The sequence below is a fragment of the Natronocalculus amylovorans genome, assembly GCF_023638035.1.
GTDB lineage: Archaea > Halobacteriota > Halobacteria > Halobacteriales > Haloferacaceae > Natronocalculus > Natronocalculus amylovorans.
This window is the reverse complement of the sequence record NZ_JAKRVX010000005.1, coordinates 81,269-99,809: the sequence shown is the minus strand read 5'-3', so window position 1 is coordinate 99,809 and position 18,541 is coordinate 81,269. Positions and strand designations below refer to the sequence as shown.

Genomic DNA, 18,541 nt, shown 5'->3' with positions numbered 1-18,541 from the left:
ATATTGATTCGTTAATATGCAACAGTATGCTCACAGAAGGAGAGATTCGCGCCCTTACTGCCCTCCACGGTGAGCAGACGGTCTCTGAACTCGCGACGAATCTCGATCGGAGTCTTAGCTACACCTCAGAACTCGTCGATCGGCATCGGATAGCTCGTTTGGGAATTGAAGTGCGATATCGACATCCGGTCAGGAACCCACGACTTTAGTCGTGGGTTTCCGCCTTGAATCTCTATGAAAAATGAAGTATGAGTAAGTGGATAATCGTTGGGGGATACGCGGTGATCAGCGTGTTCCTCGTGGTGGCATCGTGGATTGTGAAGGTACCTGGCGATCCACTAATTACAGGACCAAGACTGGTGCAGTTTGCTGGCGCTGGGGTGGTTCTAGTTGCTGCGCTCACAACAGTCATCGATAATGGTCAACTGGGAAAGACCGTTCACAAACGGGGATTGGCAACGCTTGGTGGTGTTATCTGGTTTATTGGTATTATGATCGAGTTCGCTGTGTGAACAGAATGTACTGAACACGGAAGTTCAAAATATCTGGCTTTCTGAGGATTTCAACAGAGCCAAGGAGAAGACATTACGATATTGATCACGAGTGTTGATGATGTTGATCCAGACCTTGAGGAATCAGTAAACAACCACGGGTCGGGTGACCCGTGGAACTCTCACGGTTCCCTTCAGAACCGTTCGGACCGTTCTGTTTCCTCTGATGGGATTTTTGCCTCGTCAACTGAAGCGGTCCATCAGGATCATATATATGTGACAACTCGAAAGACCACAATATGCTAGAGAACCTGGTACCATATTTTATCATTCTTGTGGTGACCCCTCCGTTTCTCATCTTCGCAGGCTATCTATGTTACCTCGGCATCGGAGATCTACGGAAGATGTATATGACCATAACTTCCAAACCCCAACCGATTAGTGAACTTTCCACCCGGAGCGGACCAATTGAGGTAGAAGGAACAGCAGTCATCGCTGAAAAACGCGAACCAGTTCCTGGATTATTCACTGGCACCAAGTGTCTTGCTTACGAGTACAGCACCCAAGCACCAAAAGGCTCGGGGCCTTCAGATGCATCGTTTAGTGATGATGGGAAATTTGAGGTTCTTGATAAAGGGAGAGAGAACACGACATTCGTCGTTGAAGATGACACAGGTCGGGTTCTCGTTGATCCAACTGAGGCCAGGTTTGAGTTTCTACCGGAGTACTACTACAATGCACCGTTGAGTGACACCCCAAAACCGGTTGAAAAATATATGCAACAACACCCGGAATCACAGCCACCAGAACTTGTTATCCACCCTATGATTTCACATATTATGAACAATCACAATCGATTCGTTGAGCGGCGACTAGATATCGGCGATACGGTGTATGTTAAAGGTTCCACACTAGAGCCAGCTGGGTGGGACTCCGATGAAAGCATTCTTGTTAGAGATGGAGCGGACAACGTCGAATTTGTCGTGTACGACAGATCGAAACGTCGGACTGCATGGCGCTATGGAATATTCGGCAGTGGGAAAGTAATTGCAGGCATCATAGGTGCAAGTATTATGTCGTTTATTCTATATGAAAACGTACTACACGTATTTTGAAAAACAGTACCCAGAGGATTTGTGCAGCAGACGGAATTCGATCTGTAATCTCGCTCCGAGCGACATCATTCATGAATCCCTGCACCGTATTTTCGTGAATAATCATTGAGGGGACACATACTAACGTGTCATCCATACCGAATTAATTGTTATCCTACTTGTGATGCCCAATCCGAACTGGGATCGTCCGTGCGTTCACCAGAACGTGCCAATGACATCTTACTCGCCGTGAACGGCGAGGTTTCCTCACGCTGGGGGTATCGCTTACCGGCCCACGGAGGCAACTTGCGGGTTTGTATGCTCCTCGTTGGGACGGGGAGAGCGTGGTGACTCCGACCAGTTGTGGTCGTCCCACTTGAGGCATACAGGCCGTGCCATCGACCGTGTTACTGTTGTCTGTCGTCTCAAAAGCGATTCACTCGCTACGAGATCGGCGTGGCCTTCAAACCCACACGAACACGCTAGCGAATCTTGATGCCGAACCGTGTCTGTGGTCGACCCACAGTTTGGACAGGTTTGGCTCGTCCAGGCTTCGGATCGAACCTCAACACTGATGCCGTATTCTTCAGCAGTACAGGCTAACCGTGTTACGAATGCTCGAAACGCCCAGAAGTTGTGGGTCTTCGCGTTTGTTTCGACCGACCAGTGAGTTTCCAACACGTCGGTCAAATCGCCCACGTACACTGTCGAAACGCCTTCATCGTACAATCGCTCGATCAAGTCGCGTGCGAGAGCGTCTTGGGCGTGATCGCGTCGTTTTGTCCTGCGGTCGTATAAGCGGCGGATACGGTGACTACTGTATCGGCCGTCTCTCAAGAGTGATTGCAGACGGGCAATCTCTCGTGTCGTCTTACAGAATCGCCTGAACAAATCACGTCCTTCGTACAGATACTGTTGGCCGGTTGTGGTTGTGCAAGCGACGAGGTTGTTTGCACCGATGTCCAGAGCGGCTTCTTCCGAAGCCAGTGGGTGTGCCAGCCGAGAATCGTCAATAGTGACTGGCTGAAAGGCCCTGAACGTCTGTGCTTGCTCGTCGTAGAACAACTCCAACCGACCTTGTTTCTCGCACTCCTTCCAATTGGGTTCTCCCCGGACTTCGAGCCGGATGCGTTCGCGGTGTCCCAGCCCGTACTCGTCTTTCAGGTCTTGCCCAACGAGAATTTCGAGGCGGGAGTATTTGCCCCACTCAACGGTGTACGACGTGTTGCGAATGTATGTCCGAAACTCGCGTCCGTCGTCTTCGTTGCCCCAGTATCCGGGTTTGCCAGTGGGCTCGCCTTTTTGCTGCTTGGCGAAGAACGACTTCCACGCTTTGCGGTTCTTTCGCTCGATCTGCTGAACAGTCGACGCACCGAGAACGCCACCGTATCGGCCTCGGTATTCGCTGATGTCCCATATGTCGCCGTCTGGGTCAGCGTAGTTCTGTCGATGTTCGTAATTGATCTCGTTCCAGAGAGCGGCAGAAGCGTCCAATAGACGACGTAGCAGCTCCTCGTCCTCATCGGACTGTGGAACGACCACGAACTTGTTGGTACGCTCCATTGCCACATTATTGCACTGGAACGCAGATAAATACTACTTCTTGAAGGTGAACAGAAAGTCAGAAGGGATACCCCAGATTAAGCGTTGAGCGCGGTTTGTGCAGTGTTTTGTCGGATTCACGCCCGGCGTGAACGCCGGGACTCTCTCCTTGATTCAGGTAGCTTCTTTTGTGGCGAGGTATCGATCGAAACCGTATGTGCCCTCCAAATGGATCTCCTGAGACCGACAACAGATATGACGCAGGTATCGATGAAGAGAGACTCCATCATACCGTACGAAGCCTGTTGAAGATGCGATCCTCAACATCCTCGGTACGCTATTTTTTCTGGGACTCAGTCTCGTGCTCGTGTTGTATGGATCGATCGCTGTAGCTTTTAATATGGTTCCTTGCCCATTGGCGGTCTAGAGGAATCTCATCACTCACATCAAGACTCGTGATGAACGACTGCGGAGAGCCTCCTCGTTCGTTTTCTCATCCTCATCAGGTGGTAAAATAACAAGATTCGTATAGACCTTGCTGTTTGATGGCCCACCTTTGACGATTTCGTGGGTCGGGAGGTGGTCTGCACGTACAAGGGAGTGTCATTGGCTCATGGTATCCCCGTTTCAGTTCTTGAAATAACGTACGTTGCAATACCTTTGACAGTTACTCTCCACTTACTACTACGCCGTGATAGATTTCTTGACCAATAGATTTGCAGGTGGATTGACCAGTGATTCCATCCTAATAGTGTCTAAAAAGGGTTTCAACAGAGATGAGAGCCGGATTTGACGGGTGCTCTGGGCGATATACTAGGTGAGTAGTTTTTCCGAGATTTATAACATTAGTTGACAGTATAATTTTTTATTCAGATTCAGTGGTGAAACTCGCGCTCAATACAGGGTGTCAGTTATTTCATAATATCTTCCTATGGCTCGTAATGCTCTCGGTGGACGACTTCTGACTCATCTCCTTCCTCATCGATCGCCGTGACGACAATTTGGTCACCGTCGGTATCGTAGGCGATATAGAGAGTATGACCACCATCCCATGTTGCAGTAAATTCGTCATCGTCCCGGTCAAATACTTCGGTGGACGCACCTTCGATCGTAGATTCAATCCTTATCCGGTTGGCGTCAACTCCTCGCTCTTCGGTGATCACGACAGCAGCTTGCGGAACATCGCTTGTCGCGCTTTCATGATCCCAATTGATCTCAACGACTACGTCATCGTTTTCATCCTCAATCGGTTCTTCAAACGCCTCTTCGGGATCATCTGGTGTATCATCAATCGCTGCCGCAAACAAGTACCGCCACTCACCATCCTCAGTAGCCATCATCCAAACCATATCATCCTCAGTTGGATCTTCGGCAATAACCTCGACTGTTGCCAAGTCTTCGCCGTCGAGAGTTTCATCGAGATCTTCCTCTTCGAACCAGAACTCTGCACCCTCTAACTCAAACACATCCGCGATCGTGGCATCGTCATCAATCACCTCCATTTCAATTTCATCAAGCTCTTGCTCGTCGCCACCACCGCGGAACTCCCAGCCATCTTCGACCCAAGCAGCGGGGTCTAATGGGTTGCGTGAGTGAGATACTTCGCTCATCTGGTCTATGTCCTCATCCACGGCCGCCTGTAAGAACGTGCGAACAGCAAACAATGGTCCACTACCCGGATAAGTATCATTGTCTTGGTATTCATCCGTGTTGTCTTCAGTCCCGTCATCAGTCGTTTCTTCTCTCGGCTCGTCGCTGCTGCTATCGACCTCGTTGTCGCCTAGGTCGCTTTCGTCGGCCGGTGGCTCGGTCGTGAGGCATCCCGACAACGAGAAAGCAGTGATGAGTCCGGCTTGAACTGCGCGCCGTCGAGAAACTGTGACACTCTTAGTGATTTGGTTGCTATCACCACTTTGGGAGGGATTGTTTTTCTTGGAGACCATAATACAACTATATAGATTGTATATCTTGAGCGTTTGGGATTAAGAAAGATTTCACAGCGTCAGGGGATATTTTGGAACCGGCGATGTGGTTCGACGCCAGTCGTGACAGTGACTGCTCTGGACGTCGCTGAGCTGTCCCTACTAACTCTCCGGACAAGGCCACAGGTATCTTTTGACCCAACATCTTACTTTAAACAGGGAATCCCGTCAGTACTACTGAACTCACTGATCGTAAGCACAGCCCAATATGCATGTTTAATTGTTCGCTCGGGGCAGGTTACATATGGAAAATTTTGTCCCCCGTATGAACGAGCGGCGTGTCCATGTAGTCCCTCTTGGACACGAATACGATCGTATCGTCACGCCCCTCCATCGTCATGGTGCCGACGTGGTATACCTGCTTGTTTCACACCCCGATCGTGACGCCGACCGCGGCGCCGTTAATTTCGACGTGGCGTGGGAGGATCCCGACGCAACTGATGTTGACGTCGAGTCGCTGACCGAGTATCAGCGCGATGCGTTGACTACGATTGCAGAGTTCGCCGAAGTCCGGCCACTTCCGGTTCGATTGAACGATGTATATGATGTGCTCGGCGTGGCAACAACGGTCGCAGCACAGCATGCGGTCACTGATCCGGATGGCGATCGTTTGTTTGCCAACGTTTCGACTGGACCACGAATCACAGCAGTCGGGCTTGCTATGGCGTGTATGGTGGTTGGTGCCCGACCGTACAGCGTTACACCGGCGGAACATAACCACAACAGAGCAGCGGAGTCAGTCACCGCTGGCGTTGATGAGATCATCGACCTCCCACTCTACCCCGTTGATGGACCGAGCGCAGAGCAGGTCGCAATCCTTGGCCGTATTCATGAACGCGAAGCAAATAACCGGACAACGGACAAATGGAACCTCATTGAGTGGGCTCAAGATTACGAGCTCCATTTCGTCGTGGACGCTGGCGGGAGTCGTACGGCAAAGTATCGTGCGCTGGAGACACACATCCTCACACCGCTGCGTGAGCGTGGATACGTTGAACTACGGTCAGTTGGCCGATCTGATGATGTGCATCTCACCGACACCGGCCGTCGCGTTTATTATGCGTTTGAACACAAGAATCCGACCCACTAAAACTGCTGGCGGTATACATGAGCCGTTTTATATAGGTTATACGGATTGTCCGGATTGTCCGGAATATACACAGTTAAGATAGAACTTCTAATAACAACTTAGTCAATATGTGCGACGCCTCACTCGGAGGTGATGGCCCTCCCTCGTCTGTGGCTGGTCCCCGCTGACACGTCTATCAGCTCCAGTTGGGTGTCGCCTACGGATCGGCTGTTCTTGTCGGCCGAACCGTTTTCTAAGTACTCGATTCTCATTTCTCATTGACCAACTGATTCAGCACAGATTTAGCGACTCCAGTCGATCGATTTGGGCTCACTGACAGAAAGTTTGAGGCAGTTGCACTTGCACACGATCGTGGGGATCGCGCTGTTCGTCTACCCGATCAATCTCGATTCGGATATTTGGTGAACAAGGACCCGTGGAGAATGACTATTCGCGGTTCTGAAACCAATGCTAGCAACTGCCACTGCTTCCAATGATAGGCGTGTAATTGCTACTCCAACAACAGGAAGACTCAGAACTTAGTGAGATAGCAAGAACGACTACACACAGCTTGGATATATAAGCAGAATTATAACACAGATCGGATCTGTTGAAATAGTCAAATTTTAATATTTTTCATGGGTTGTGCTGCATACAAAGAGTGAACGCAGCACTGTGACTCTGTTTGGTTCGTCCTGCGTGGGTCGAACCAGCATGTCCGTAGACGTGTGTACTGCGCAGTGACTATTTGTGGGTTGAAATCGGTTTTCCCGTATGACTGACTCGCTGAAAGGCAGAATGGTTGGAACAGAGGCGTGGAACGATACACGGCTTATTAATTTGGTTTCACCAATACTCGCGCTTGTTAGTGTTTTTCTCGGTAGATCATTTGGTGTTCACCTGGTTTCTTCTGAACTGGGTGAAAGTCTAATCGTGATCTCCTCAGCTCCGTGAAACAGTTGGGCCCTGAGTTTAGCAGCCTCTGAACAACGAATCAAGAGGAAGTCTGTAGTGTGCAGTTGGTACGCAACCAAGGATCAAGATATGTCGGGTTATTAAGAGCTAAAACCAATTTAGCCAGAAAATATAAACCATGCTGTAAGACCAATAAAGATGCCTATAACGGGCCCCATTGCTATAAGAAACCCATTACTGGCAATTAACCCGCTGAAGATCCCGAGTACTACTCCGATAACAATACCAAAGGCCACGCAATAAGCGAGTAATTCATCATCGCTCAATTCTTCGGTAAATTTGTCCATGCCTCTGAATGGAAAACAAGCATCATATCTCTTTGTGAGAGTGGTTCAGTTGAAACCCTCTTCACAGAAATACAAGGCGGATGCCACGGGGCTTGACCCCGAGGCTGTTGACGTGTAGAGGCTAACTTTTGACGACTTTTGAGTTGAATTCCCCTACCCAATGATTTCAATAAGCCTACTTCTTCCTATATTGGCGGTTCTTAGACGATCACGAATAAATCAATGAACGACATCCGCTCAGTATGCACGCATACTGGTCATTCAGCTTTTGTGGTGTAATAGACAACGGCCCCGGAAACGAGTGCAATTAGTAACCCAGCACCTGCACCGATTGTAATCCCGGTCCCTACATCAGCACCAACAATCTGTGCCATCACCATTCCCCACCCGGCACCGATTACTAACCCAACACCGATACCTGCACCGACCACTGCTGAGCCGTTAAAATCATCGGAAGAACCCATCTATGAGTGATAACTGCACTCTTAAATAAATCCTCCTACCTAAGTCACCTCAAGACACCTGACTTTCACTGAGCGATACGTCTACTCGCTGCACTGATTTGTTAGAGGGCTTGGTCAAGGTTGTGGACGATACACGCCCGGGCGAGTTCACGAAACTGCTTCCACCAGCGTCGTGAACGGACGAACGCGCAGTACTTCCATTTGAGCGTTGAGTTAACTGTCTCTGAGTGACTCCGTTGGCCGTAGAGGTCGGCGGTTCCGGTGTACGAACGATTCGTGTGAGGTTCAGCAAGACCATGCTGACCGGAACGCGAGTGTGAACGTGGCGTGGTGAGCGTGGGCAAAATACGCTGGCGTAGATATTGAATCGGTTACTTACCGGACTCACAAAACCCAACCACAAGTTCGGTTGGTGCGTCTGTCCGGGTCGGGGCGTTCAGTAAACCGCCCATCCTCATCCCGCGAAATCGCTTCGCGTGGAGTGCTATCGGCGTAGGCTGAGGGAATTACAAAAGCCACGGGCCACCGCGCCAGTGGTCGTTTACGCGTACGTTCGATGTCTTGTGAAGTGATGTGAACTCACCATCGCCTGTCTCGCTCATAATGTAAACCGATCGCTCTGATCAGTCAATACAGGGAGTTTAGTCACCATGAGAACCAGCGTATTGAAGAACAAGCCAAATTGGGATTATACTTGCAAGTATGAGGAATACGATGCCAGTCACCCAGTTCAAACTAGATATATACTCATATGCACCTCCCATAGCGCCTCTTGTGGCTATTAGGAGCAGTACAAGGAGTGCGAAGACTAAAATAAAACTAAGTCCCTTTCTGAGGTGCAGGTGACCTGTCTCCATACTATAAGAATTTTAACTACTCTCAGATAGTCCTTTCCCTGTTTAGTCCGCAGTTCTCATCGACAGGCTGTTTCAGGTGAGAACCGGTCTGACAAATTGGATCTCAACAAAGCCGATGGGAGGGTTACATCGACTGTCGAGTCGACTTGCCGCCCTCAACAAAAACCATTAAATATCTGGCAGAATCCAATAGATTGCTTATGTCTCGCCAGCCCTCCATCAGTGGTATTGATCGGTCACCAATTGGATCAACTACTTCCTCTCGCCGCCATTTTCTTGGGATCACAGTCGCAGTCGGTTCGGCGACACTCGCCGGATGCACGAGCGCTATTGATCTCCTGGCTGGACTCGTCCTTGATGACGTCAATCTGTTTAATGCGACTGACCGTACACTCTCCGGAGAGATCACAATCACTGATCCCAACGGGACGGCTGTCCTCACGGAATCGTTCGAAGTCGACCCTGAGGGGGAGGACGATGAAGATGCCGACGGAGACTCTGGGGCCACGTTTGGAGATGTGTTCAATACTGACGGGGTCTACCGAATTGCACTTGAACTTGATGAGGATAGTGCTCTTGATGGGACGACAGCGACTGCACAGGAGGTCTCGATTACGGACACAGAAGACGAACACATCGTCGTCGTGCTCGGTACTGAGGAAACCGATACGCCAGTCAATTCGTTTGTTATTGAAGAATTCTCCGAGATGCAGGACCAGTTGAACACTGACTGAGCCAACGGTTTCGACTCCGAGGCTACATAGAGATTTCAGGCTCTGTTGAAATCCTCAAAGAGTTACAGGTCTGCCCTGTAATTCCACGAAATGAAGGCCCTCCCGAAGTCGCAGATTCTCCAGTTTACTGAGAAGGCGATTCATCTGGCACACCGAGCGGTCCCTCGATACTCCTCGAAATTCTCCAAACACCGCTATACGCTCCCACAGGACGTTGTTCTGCTATGTCTCAAAATTCGGAAGAACACGACCGATCGTGGCCTGCTTGACGAATTAATCGAGATGCCACGCATTCGTCGAACTCTTTGATTAGCTGAACTACCTACGCCTTCAACGCTCTGTAAGGCGTTCAATCGGCTTGATATGGCTGTGTGGCGTGTCATATTGACTCTCTCAGCAACACTACTTCCGACAAGTGGCGTTGTTGGTGTTGATGCGTCAGGATTTGACCGCAGTCACGCCTCGAAACGAGCTGAACTCACGATTCAGCCGCTCGAAGTGACGCTGTTGGTAGATACGAAGGTGAACGCAATTCTCGATTTACAGCTGACGACGACTCGAAAACACGACTCTGAGCGGTCAATACAGGCAAACTGTATAACGCGACAGACATCAAATTACTCCCTGAAATGAACAGCTAGTAACTTCTGGCATTCACCGAATATGATGGCCGTTTGAACAAAAGCTATAGATTTATATACTTGTGTAAAGCACTCTTTACTGTAAAGGGTGTTTTACACCCGTGATTAGAATGAGTGAAGGACTTACCGCGACACAGCAAGTCAAGAAGCGAAAACAGTACAAAAAGTGGGTAAACTGGGCCGTTGGACTCGGTACCGTCTGTCTGTTTATTATGACTGCGGTGTGGATGTTTATTCAAGAACCAGTGGTACTCTTTGTGGGACTCGGGCTCTACTGGCTCGGTTGTCTCGGGATGGTTGCTGGATATTGGTACTCCCCGGTTTCGGTTAGAGATGAACTCGAACAACAGATGGAGCGGGAGGCCAGCCAAACAACGATTATGTTCGTCATAGCAGTGACGACAGTCGGACTCCCAGCGGAAGTCGTCCTTACCACGACTGGCATCTATACTGCCCCTGCCGCTGTTCGAGGTGCAATCTGGGGATACATGTTACTGATCCTCATTTTCTTATCAGCCCGCTGGATTGGGAAACAACAGTACAAATAAACGCAGAGTCGTTATGAAAAACAACATTTCGACCTACCGCGAACGTGAAGGGTTAAGTCAAGGAGAACTCGGCACAACTGTCGGTGTTTCACGACAAACGATTAACGCAGTTGAGCGAGACCGCTACGATCCATCGCTGGAGTTAGCGTTCAAACTTGCCGTGTACTTCGAGTGTCAGATTGAAGATCTGTTTGAGCCAGATACTGATCCGATTGAGAGGGAATCGATGTAATCCGCAACACCGAGCGCGACGACCAATCCCGCCAACTGGAGTTCGCTGAAGTCAGTGTTCGTCCAGATCTCAATAAGAGCGACCGACCCAGCCATCCCGATTCCGAGTCCGATTCGACAGTCAGCTCGCGTCGATATTTACCCCACCAGACCATGATACCAGCACCCAGCAATGTCATAGCGAATCTAACAGTGTGGGTTCGCTATACCATCGTGTCTTTGTTCGTGTTGTCCTGCGGTCTTAGCCGTTGTTGGTGGCCAGAACCTAGGGTCATCTGCATGACATTTATTAGGACTGCTACTTTGTCTAATATATGAGTGAGTGGAAGTTATTTGCTGCGTCCATTGCGGCTGGTGTATCATTATTATCTATTATTATTCTTGTGAATTTGGGCATGGTGGTCCCCATGGCAGCAATGGGCCTCCTCGCAGTACTGTCTATCTCGTATTTCGTCAGTAAGAGCATACTTGCGGACGATGCCGATGAATCCGACGGGGCGAGAACCGAGCAGGGAGAAACTATTGACGATCCCGTCGAACAACCCCGACAGGCGTACATGGACGGAAAGATCAACGAGGCTGAACTCGAACGACGAATAGGGGAGAAACTCGGGGAAGGCAAATATCGCGACGCTGAGACATATCTCGAAACAGAGCCGAGACGCTAGATGCGGTAGCAAGAGACCCTCTCGGCCGAGACCGAACGGCTACGAATCTACCGTTTTAACGGCCAAATTCCAGCTGATTGCGAAGTATTAAATTGGTTGATACAGTGCAGATATCGACCTATCATCTCATAGGAGACCAGTTTTCGGTCGTTGCGACCTTCGCGCTGTGTATTCATCACGAATCGAGGTAGATAGTTCCAGCGTACTAATGATTCGACGAATTTCAATCAATCCATACGCAAGGTTACGATCGGCTTGGGGTGAAATCGTGCGCGGCCCTGCTCCCGGCGTAACCGTTTGAGTTGATTGGTCTTTTTATTCCTCCCAAAATGCACGTTGACGGGCTTCAACCTCGGAGAGAGCCACTGAGAGAACGTCACGCCAATCGCTGGGATGAAATAAATCACCTCCAGGTGTTAGTGCATTTAGACCAAGGTGGATGTGGTCACGAGCGTTGTGATCTGATGGATGGCGGTCCCATCGATGATCAAATTGTCCTTGCTCATGATCTTCGTGGTAATGGAGCGAGAAGTCACCGTTCTCAAACCAAACGATTTCGATCTGAGCATTTGGGCTCTGTAGTTTCAGTACACGGTGGTTGATTTCACGGGATATCTCACGCGTATGCTCATAGATCGCAGTTACAGTTGATGACCCAGCCGAAGACGAGATTGTTTGGATACTTGCGACCGAGGATGGTGAATGGCGATATCTGTTTGCAGCATCAATAGATGACACGCCAGACAATCCTGAAGAAGTGTTTGAGGAATCAATCGAGGATAAAAACGACGACGTAGTCGTTGCGATCGTTTGAATTACCAACAGAGGAAGTGGTGTAAGGTGTGAAATAAGGTCGTTGTATGTCCAAAATTTGAGCACATGACGCTCAGCACCGTTTTTGTATTAAAAAGTCAGTCTAACAGATCGAGATCGCCGCGACGCTCTCGGTGCATAATACCCGCGGTGAATATCCGAAGTTTTGAAACAAGTTCTGACTCTGTCTCATATGTTTCCACCCGTAGGTCCCATCGTACCTGTGCCGACCGTATCATGGCACTCGTAACATTGTTCTCGTGAACAAAGAATAGCCGATCTCCATGTGTTTCTGAAAGTGCCTCAAGAATACTTCCAGCTTCTTCTCCGACGCCAAAGTTGTGTCCAAGAAACGGTAAAATAAACGCAGTTGCATTGCTGTACCTCGTATATTCGATACTCTGAGTTGCTGCGTCTACATCATCGGTATCCACGTCAATATCGAGGGCGAGAAAGGCGTTCACTCCTGGTTTCACGCGAAGTTCACCCTGTATCCGTCGTAAGAGTGCTTGTGCTGCGTCGATCTCATCTTTGCTTTGAAATAATCGACGGAACGGACCCGGAAGGTCTTCTACGTTAATTTCTTGGCGCTCTTTCTCGCTAAGAACGTAGTTGAGGTTGAACGATTTGTATGGTCCCATTAAGTAAAAGAGAAACCGATCGTAAGTCACGTCTCCTAATTGTTCGACAATCAGGTCACGCGATATATCGACAGACATACACGGTCATGTTCACTGTTAGTATTTAAAAAGTCCTTTTTTTGAGAATTGTTGGCTTGAGAAAAGCTAAAAGTCACCCATACGTAATAGAACCAAAGATGGCTACAAATCGAACGCAAACTTCCGAAGGTGGGTTTCCGGAAGATCCAGAAGATTTGCTACCCGAAAGTAGCGTCCTCAGTCTTGAGGAGTACCTTGGGATGCACGCTGCGGTTGGGCACCGTACTCGGTACGAAATCCTCTACCGCCTCGTTCACAGCGATGAAATGAGCCCCAAAGAGCTGGAAAAAGTAATGGATATTGACGATAGTACTCTCCACTATCACCTTAACAAACTCGTCGATGTTGCTCTTGTCGAAAAACGTCAGCGTACCGAACGAGGACAAGATGGTTTGTATACGTACTATCGAGCAACAGTATTCGGATACGTGACACTCACAAACGGTGTCGACGAGCTGATCCGTGGTGAGCAAGAATTCGAGACAATGTATAACAGTTCGATCGGTCACTGACTTGTTTCCACTTGGCAACTTGGAACGGGGAGGATGCAGAGGCGATCTGATCGGTCGGGTAACGGTTCGAAACAACAGTTTGGTCCTTATTTGTGGGCTACAATGCTGGATCAGATAACATTGCGTCCCTACGGCTTACGGCTCAGTAATTCTGATCTCACCATCAACCTCGTATATCCACCCACAGCTCAACAACTGGTCGATCGCATGAGTTGCTTCGTATTCCGTGAGATCATCACCCGCTGCTTGGATGACGAGCACTGCTTCTTCACGATCGAATCAGTCAGTTGCGACAGAAAGGGTTCGTCGAAGCTGACGTACGAAACGACGGTATTAGTAGCGGCAGCTACTACCTGTATGATCTACGGATTATCCCCGAGATGGTAGACGAAGCACTGAATTTGCAGTGAGTTGGCTGTTTTAACTCGTCAAAAAAGGTGTGTGTGCTACGATCGTAATAGATCTGCGTTAGTAGCACAGAGAATGTATGTAGCAATCTAGTCTTGTTGCCTTCATCAGCTGATTGAGCCAGGTCGTGCTTCATAACGCCCGTTGTCACCCCGACAGAGACGAAAAATAATAGTCGCAACTCTTGTGCATCAAGCCCAGCGATGCTTGGAACGACTCGCTTTGCACGAATCACTACTACGTGCGACCAACTGTTTCTCATCTTATGTTCGAGGACCTCGACAAGGAGACATTCGAGGATAATATCCCTCTTGCGTCCGATTTGACCCTAATCTTACTCTTAATATTAAGATTAACTAGCTGTAACAGACAAAATCCATTTGCACGCACACACAGAGTTATCCAAGCCAATTACTTCGAATACAGATCGTTGGGATAGAGAACATGGAGTCCGTCAACATTGTCGAAATCTCGATCCATCGCGACAAGGTCTGCGCCACTATCTCGAGCAACACCCGCTATGAGGACATCAACTGCATTGATTTGTGTACCCTGATCGAATAGCCGAGCGCGAATCCGAGCACCTTCTTGGGCTGCACTTCGACTGAATCCGATCACATCGATCCAATCGAGCGAGTCATCAATCGCTGCAATCGAATCTCCCTTCTTATCAGATCGTTCTGCCCCGGCATAGAGTTCCCACAATGCCAGCGTTGGAACACCGTACTCAGCATTTGGTCGCTCTTCGAGAAACGTCAGTGCGTGATCTCGACCATGAAGGTAGTCAATGAGAAAGCTAGTGTCCAAACAAAGCATCTTGTCGCTCCTCGACCCCCTGGTCGAACTCGTCACTTGCTTTCTCAACCTGCTCTTCGAGATCAGTTTCAGCGAATGACCCAAATCCGCTTTTGAAATCTGGAGTCTCATCGTCTTCGTCGACGATCCACCAGACGACTGATCGAGCACCAACGCTTTTTCGTTCGACTGTTCCTCGTTCGTGCAGGTCGACGAGTCGCTTTCGAACAGCACTCCGCCCAATTGGGAGCTCATCTGCGATTTCAGTGGCAGTCATCACCGGTGCAGATGCCCGTTCAAGAATCCCAAGAATGTCGGCGTCTGTGACCGATGGTGAGTACCGTCCACCTCCATCCCGATTTGATTCAGACATACATGGGAATTCTCACTGTACTGTATTAGCTATTACTCTCGTGAGCTATGGACATATATATCCAAGATACACGAAGCGAATGGTGTGGTATTCTCTTACCCAAAGTCGTCGATTAGACCGGTGGTCGACAGAGGATAACCTTAATCTTAATCTTAATATTGAGATTGATAAGTTCCTCTGTTTCCAACACACAAAGAGCTCCGAGTCCATCTGGTCCATTTTGCACGCTCACGAACAGTCGTCCATCAGATTGAGTGGTTATATTAAAATGATTTGAAGCTTGATTCACCTATAGGGGCACACCCCAGCCGCAGGGTGGAACTATTTATACAGATTAGGCGAGAAAACCCACGGCTTTAGTCCTGTCTCTTACCCACAAATCGAACCAGTATCGATCTTGGTGAATATGACTGAAAACCCCGAGGTCTACGGAGAGAACAGTCTTGTGGAACGATTTTGGCGATCTCGCTTGTCCACATTCAGCACCCCCTCGATCGCCGATCTCACCGCTCGAACCTCTCTTCATGTTGCTCTTTCAACAGTAGATCTGGGGAGACAACGTCTGAAACGACTGTTTGAGACTCGGCGAACTTATGGGTAAGAGACAGGACTTCAGTCGTGGGAGGATGTCACATCAACGCTCTTGTGGCGTAGATTGTTGGTGAGTCATAGTGCAGCTTCAAGGATATTTTTTAGAGCTTCTTTTCCTGGTTTTCTGAACACCTCACGTTTAAGCTGAAACGCTCTCAGATACGGCGTCAGTTTGTCCTTGGAGACTCCTCGATGAGGAGAGAGCCACGATCGCACCAGCGATCTGTGGCTCTCGCAAGTGTTCACGTGAACGTCTCCATCAACGTACTCGCCGTCGCCATGGACGACGTATTCACGAGTGAATGCGTCGTCTTTTCAAGTGCTTCATACGCCCGAAAGCCGTCAGTATAGACTGTCAAAGACTCCTGTTGGCGGTTAGCCAGCAGGAGTCGGACTGTCGATTCATCGGCGTCTTTCGCTGGGATCACGTGCCGTTCACCGGTGCCACGATCTGCGAGAATGAACACGGGTGGCTTGTCCTTGTTGTATGTTCCACGCGAGCGTGACGGCTGGTCGCGCTCGCGGCCTTTGAGTCCGGCTTTTACGTACAGTTCGTCGGTCTCAACAGGACCTTCGAGATGTGGAAGAAGTGCGTCCAGCGCCCGTAGGAAGCGCTGGACGCGCCGGTAGATCGTCTTGTAGGACAACGCCGATTTCCACGTCAAACTGTCTAAGACTCGTGTTGAAGCGGATATAGGTGTAGACCGCGAAAAACCATTTTCTGAGAGCAACTGCTGAGTCCTCAAAAACCGTGCCTGTTTGATCGTTGAACGTACGGTCGCAATTTTTACACCGGTAGCGCTGGAACACTCGATAGCTGCCGTACCGAATCACGGATTCGCCACGGCAGCATGGGCAATAGACGCCGTCACGCCAGCGAACCTGTCGAAGCAGGTTCGCAGCCCGACGCTCCGAGACAAACGTCTTGATTGGGAACATCGTTTGTCGGGTGACACGTTCGTGTCACCCTTGTCCTCTGTGACTTCCAGCTACTGCCAAGACTTGACCAACAATCTTCTACCCAAGAGCGTGGTTGTAACACCGCGTCGCGGTTTAGCTGAGTTGAGCTGCTAAGCCCCCTTCCTCAACGAGCGCTGAAGGCGCAAGCAGGGAGAGAATACAGCACCTCAACTCAGCTAAAATCGGTGGAGATGTCAATTTTCGTAAGATCTGCTCACGTATTACAGAACGTGGTATACTCTGTATCAAATTCTCGTGGAGGCGGTTGTTGGAATTGTGATCCCATCTCTTTCGTTGTATACGGATTTTGTAACAAAGTCAACAATTCCTTGATTTTCGACAGATTCTCCGTCTCCATATACTGATACAGTGCCTCCTCTACTAGGTAGTTGCGAGGAATATAGCGTGGATTGGCTTGCTGCATTAGCTTCTCATCTAATCCAATAGCAGCTATGCGATCCCGTATCTGTTCGAATTCCGGTGATGCGTAAGCTGGGTCATCAAATGAGCCCGGTGTCTCTAACTCGAGGAAGGTGTTCGTATAGTCTGCTTTTGAGTCGCGAAGCCAGTCGACAAATTCATCCACAAGTTCTCTTTGACCGCCCGAGTCTATCCCTAATTTCTTCCGCATCATTGCGTAGTATTGTGCATCAAACCGGTCCTCAAATTCGTCTAGTTTGCCTTCGAGTTCATCATACGTAAGTGCTGATCGTGCACACAGTGGTTGGAGTGCCTCTGCGAGCCGCTCAAGATTCCACCGCAAGATGGGTCGCTGGTTCCCGAATGCATATCGTCCCTGTTTATCGATCGAACTGAACACCGTCTCCTCATCGTAGTAATTCATGAACGCACAGGGTCCGTAATCAAATGTTTCGCCATCGATGCTCATATTGTCCGTATTCATAACCCCATGTATGAATCCGACACGCAGCCAATCAACAACCATCTCAATCGACGACTGCATGACTGCATCGAAGAAATCCAGATATTTCCGATCGTTTGCATTTATTTGGGGGTAGTGTCTGTCAATAACATAGTCCGTGAATTGCGGTAGTTCGTCGGATGCTTGGCTTGCAACATATTGGAAGGTCCCGTATCGAATGTGACTGTTCATTACTCGGACAAGGACGGCTCCGGGCTCTGTCTGTCGTCGTTTCACTGCCTCGCCAGTTTTGACGACTGCCAGACTTCTCGATGTTTTGATGTGTAGATTCTGCATCGCGTATGAATACAGATACTCTCTGAGCATCGAACTGACAGTTGCACTACCATCACCTCTTCTAGAGTATGGCGTTCGACCAGACCCTTTCAATTGAATATCGTATCTCTCGCCATCGTGTACATGCTCGCCGAGTATCATCGCTCTCCCATCGCCTAAGAGGGTAAAACTTCCAAACTGGTGACCTGCATATGCTTGGGCGATTGGTCCTTCTAAAAGGTCTTGGCCTGCTAGGATTTTTGCATTGAGATCAGCCGTATCCAATCCCAGATCGGCACACAGCTCGTCATTAAGAATCAAAGTTTCAGGGTTGGCGATATTTTTTGGGGTTGCTCTGGAATAGAGGCTTGAGTCTAAATTTTTGTAAGTGGTGTCGAATGAATAGGCCATTTAGTTCTGTATGATATTAGCCTGCTTGCTTTAATAATCTTGTTTTGAAATTATTAAGCCACGGTAGGTTCGAGAGGGTTAAACTGGCGTTTGCTGTCTACACGCCTGATCATTTCACCCAATTACTCAGGCGGCTCTGTTAAAATCCTGTTTTTAACTCTTACAGGCTAAGTCCCCG

At 49.2% G+C, this 18,541-nt stretch carries 18 protein-coding genes and 5 pseudogenes; 11 read left to right on the top strand and 12 right to left on the bottom strand.

The features are described from left to right. Positions 1-26 precede the first annotated feature (26 nt). From AArcSt2_RS16765 to AArcSt2_RS12430, 3 genes and pseudogenes are all read left to right on the top strand, one after another. Positions 27-143 (top strand): annotated as a pseudogene (locus AArcSt2_RS16765) (transcriptional regulator TrmB); the annotation flags it as partial. 105 nt (positions 144-248) lie between these two features. Next, entirely contained in the window at positions 249-512 is a 264-nt protein-coding gene (locus AArcSt2_RS12435) for a hypothetical protein (protein ID WP_250585072.1), read from the top strand. Between the two features lie 389 nt (positions 513-901). Then, entirely contained in the window at positions 902-1,606 is a 705-nt protein-coding gene (locus AArcSt2_RS12430) for a hypothetical protein (protein ID WP_250585070.1), read from the top strand. A 264-nt stretch (positions 1,607-1,870) separates the two neighbouring features. On the opposite strand, the gene AArcSt2_RS12425 is transcribed toward AArcSt2_RS12430, so the two are convergent. Together AArcSt2_RS12425 and AArcSt2_RS12420 are read right to left on the bottom strand one after the other, a co-directional pair. Next, a complete protein-coding gene (locus AArcSt2_RS12425; protein WP_250585068.1) occupies positions 1,871-3,148 on the bottom strand; it encodes an RNA-guided endonuclease InsQ/TnpB family protein in 1,278 nt (425 codons plus the stop codon). A 908-nt stretch (positions 3,149-4,056) separates the two neighbouring features. Then, a complete protein-coding gene (locus tag AArcSt2_RS12420; protein WP_250585066.1) occupies positions 4,057-5,070 on the bottom strand; it encodes a hypothetical protein in 1,014 nt (337 codons plus the stop codon). Between the two features lie 283 nt (positions 5,071-5,353). Here AArcSt2_RS12420 and AArcSt2_RS12415 point away from each other — a divergent pair, with 283 nt between their 5' ends. Beyond that, on the top strand, positions 5,354-6,199 hold the full coding sequence (locus tag AArcSt2_RS12415; protein ID WP_250585064.1) for an HFX_2341 family transcriptional regulator domain-containing protein: 846 nt from the start codon (positions 5,354-5,356) through the stop codon (positions 6,197-6,199). 1,052 nt (positions 6,200-7,251) lie between these two features. On the opposite strand, the gene AArcSt2_RS12410 is transcribed toward AArcSt2_RS12415, so the two are convergent. The 3 genes and pseudogenes from AArcSt2_RS12410 to AArcSt2_RS12400 form a co-directional block, all read right to left on the bottom strand. Further along, a complete protein-coding gene (locus AArcSt2_RS12410) occupies positions 7,252-7,440 on the bottom strand; it encodes a hypothetical protein (RefSeq protein ID WP_250585062.1) in 189 nt (62 codons plus the stop codon). 257 nt (positions 7,441-7,697) lie between these two features. Next, a complete protein-coding gene (locus AArcSt2_RS12405) occupies positions 7,698-7,904 on the bottom strand; it encodes a hypothetical protein (RefSeq protein ID WP_250585060.1) in 207 nt (68 codons plus the stop codon). Positions 7,905-8,005: 101 nt separating this feature from the next. Next, positions 8,006-8,158 (bottom strand): annotated as a pseudogene (locus AArcSt2_RS12400) (IS5/IS1182 family transposase); the annotation flags it as partial. Here AArcSt2_RS12400 and AArcSt2_RS16840 point away from each other — a divergent pair. From AArcSt2_RS16840 to AArcSt2_RS12375, 6 genes and pseudogenes are all read left to right on the top strand, one after another. Beyond that, positions 8,146-8,400, top strand: a pseudogene (locus AArcSt2_RS16840) (RNA-guided endonuclease TnpB family protein); the annotation flags it as partial. The pseudogenes AArcSt2_RS12400 and AArcSt2_RS16840 overlap by 13 nt on opposite strands. Positions 8,401-8,961: 561 nt before the next feature. Beyond that, positions 8,962-9,495 carry a hypothetical protein gene (locus AArcSt2_RS12395; RefSeq protein WP_250585058.1) on the top strand — a complete coding sequence of 178 codons (534 nt, stop codon included), beginning with the start codon at positions 8,962-8,964 and terminating at the stop codon, positions 9,493-9,495. A 90-nt stretch (positions 9,496-9,585) separates the two neighbouring features. Next, positions 9,586-10,071, top strand: a pseudogene (locus AArcSt2_RS12390) (transposase); the annotation flags it as partial. Positions 10,072-10,246: 175 nt separating this feature from the next. After that, positions 10,247-10,684: a DUF2178 domain-containing protein gene (locus tag AArcSt2_RS12385; RefSeq protein ID WP_250585056.1), complete on the top strand. Its 438-nt coding sequence runs from the start codon at positions 10,247-10,249 to the stop codon at positions 10,682-10,684. A 13-nt stretch (positions 10,685-10,697) separates the two neighbouring features. Continuing rightward, positions 10,698-10,916: a helix-turn-helix transcriptional regulator gene (locus AArcSt2_RS12380; RefSeq protein ID WP_250585054.1), complete on the top strand. Its 219-nt coding sequence runs from the start codon at positions 10,698-10,700 to the stop codon at positions 10,914-10,916. A 313-nt stretch (positions 10,917-11,229) separates the two neighbouring features. Next, positions 11,230-11,583, top strand: a complete 354-nt coding sequence (locus AArcSt2_RS12375; protein ID WP_250585052.1) for a hypothetical protein — start codon at positions 11,230-11,232, stop codon at positions 11,581-11,583. 315 nt (positions 11,584-11,898) lie between these two features. Here the strand turns inward: AArcSt2_RS12375 and AArcSt2_RS12370 are convergent, their stop codons facing one another. Together AArcSt2_RS12370 and AArcSt2_RS12365 are read right to left on the bottom strand one after the other, a co-directional pair. Continuing rightward, on the bottom strand, positions 11,899-12,321 hold the full coding sequence (locus tag AArcSt2_RS12370; RefSeq protein ID WP_250585050.1) for a toxin-antitoxin system TumE family protein: 423 nt from the start codon (positions 12,319-12,321) through the stop codon (positions 11,899-11,901). Positions 12,322-12,494: 173 nt separating this feature from the next. After that, positions 12,495-13,115: a DUF7509 family protein gene (locus AArcSt2_RS12365; protein ID WP_250585048.1), complete on the bottom strand. Its 621-nt coding sequence runs from the start codon at positions 13,113-13,115 to the stop codon at positions 12,495-12,497. Positions 13,116-13,213: 98 nt separating this feature from the next. Between AArcSt2_RS12365 and AArcSt2_RS12360 the strand changes: the two genes are divergently transcribed. Continuing rightward, positions 13,214-13,627 (top strand): helix-turn-helix domain-containing protein, encoded by a 414-nt coding sequence (locus tag AArcSt2_RS12360; RefSeq protein WP_250585046.1) that lies wholly within the window; start codon positions 13,214-13,216, stop codon positions 13,625-13,627. Positions 13,628-13,762: 135 nt separating this feature from the next. On the opposite strand, the gene AArcSt2_RS16735 is transcribed toward AArcSt2_RS12360, so the two are convergent. The 5 genes and pseudogenes from AArcSt2_RS16735 to AArcSt2_RS12340 form a co-directional block, all read right to left on the bottom strand. After that, entirely contained in the window at positions 13,763-13,888 is a 126-nt protein-coding gene (locus AArcSt2_RS16735) for a hypothetical protein (protein ID WP_302928943.1), read from the bottom strand. A gap of 558 nt (positions 13,889-14,446) precedes the next feature. Continuing rightward, positions 14,447-14,842, bottom strand: coding sequence for a PIN domain-containing protein (locus AArcSt2_RS12355; RefSeq protein WP_250585044.1), 396 nt, complete (start codon positions 14,840-14,842; stop codon positions 14,447-14,449). Beyond that, entirely contained in the window at positions 14,832-15,203 is a 372-nt protein-coding gene (locus tag AArcSt2_RS12350; protein WP_250585043.1) for a MarR family transcriptional regulator, read from the bottom strand. The genes AArcSt2_RS12355 and AArcSt2_RS12350 overlap by 11 nt, the downstream gene beginning before the upstream one ends. 666 nt (positions 15,204-15,869) lie before the next feature. Continuing rightward, a pseudogene (locus AArcSt2_RS12345) lies at positions 15,870-16,733 on the bottom strand (IS1595 family transposase). Positions 16,734-16,968: 235 nt separating this feature from the next. Further along, positions 16,969-18,363: a protein adenylyltransferase SelO gene (locus tag AArcSt2_RS12340; protein WP_250585040.1), complete on the bottom strand. Its 1,395-nt coding sequence runs from the start codon at positions 18,361-18,363 to the stop codon at positions 16,969-16,971. Between the last annotated feature and the right edge of the window lie 178 nt (positions 18,364-18,541).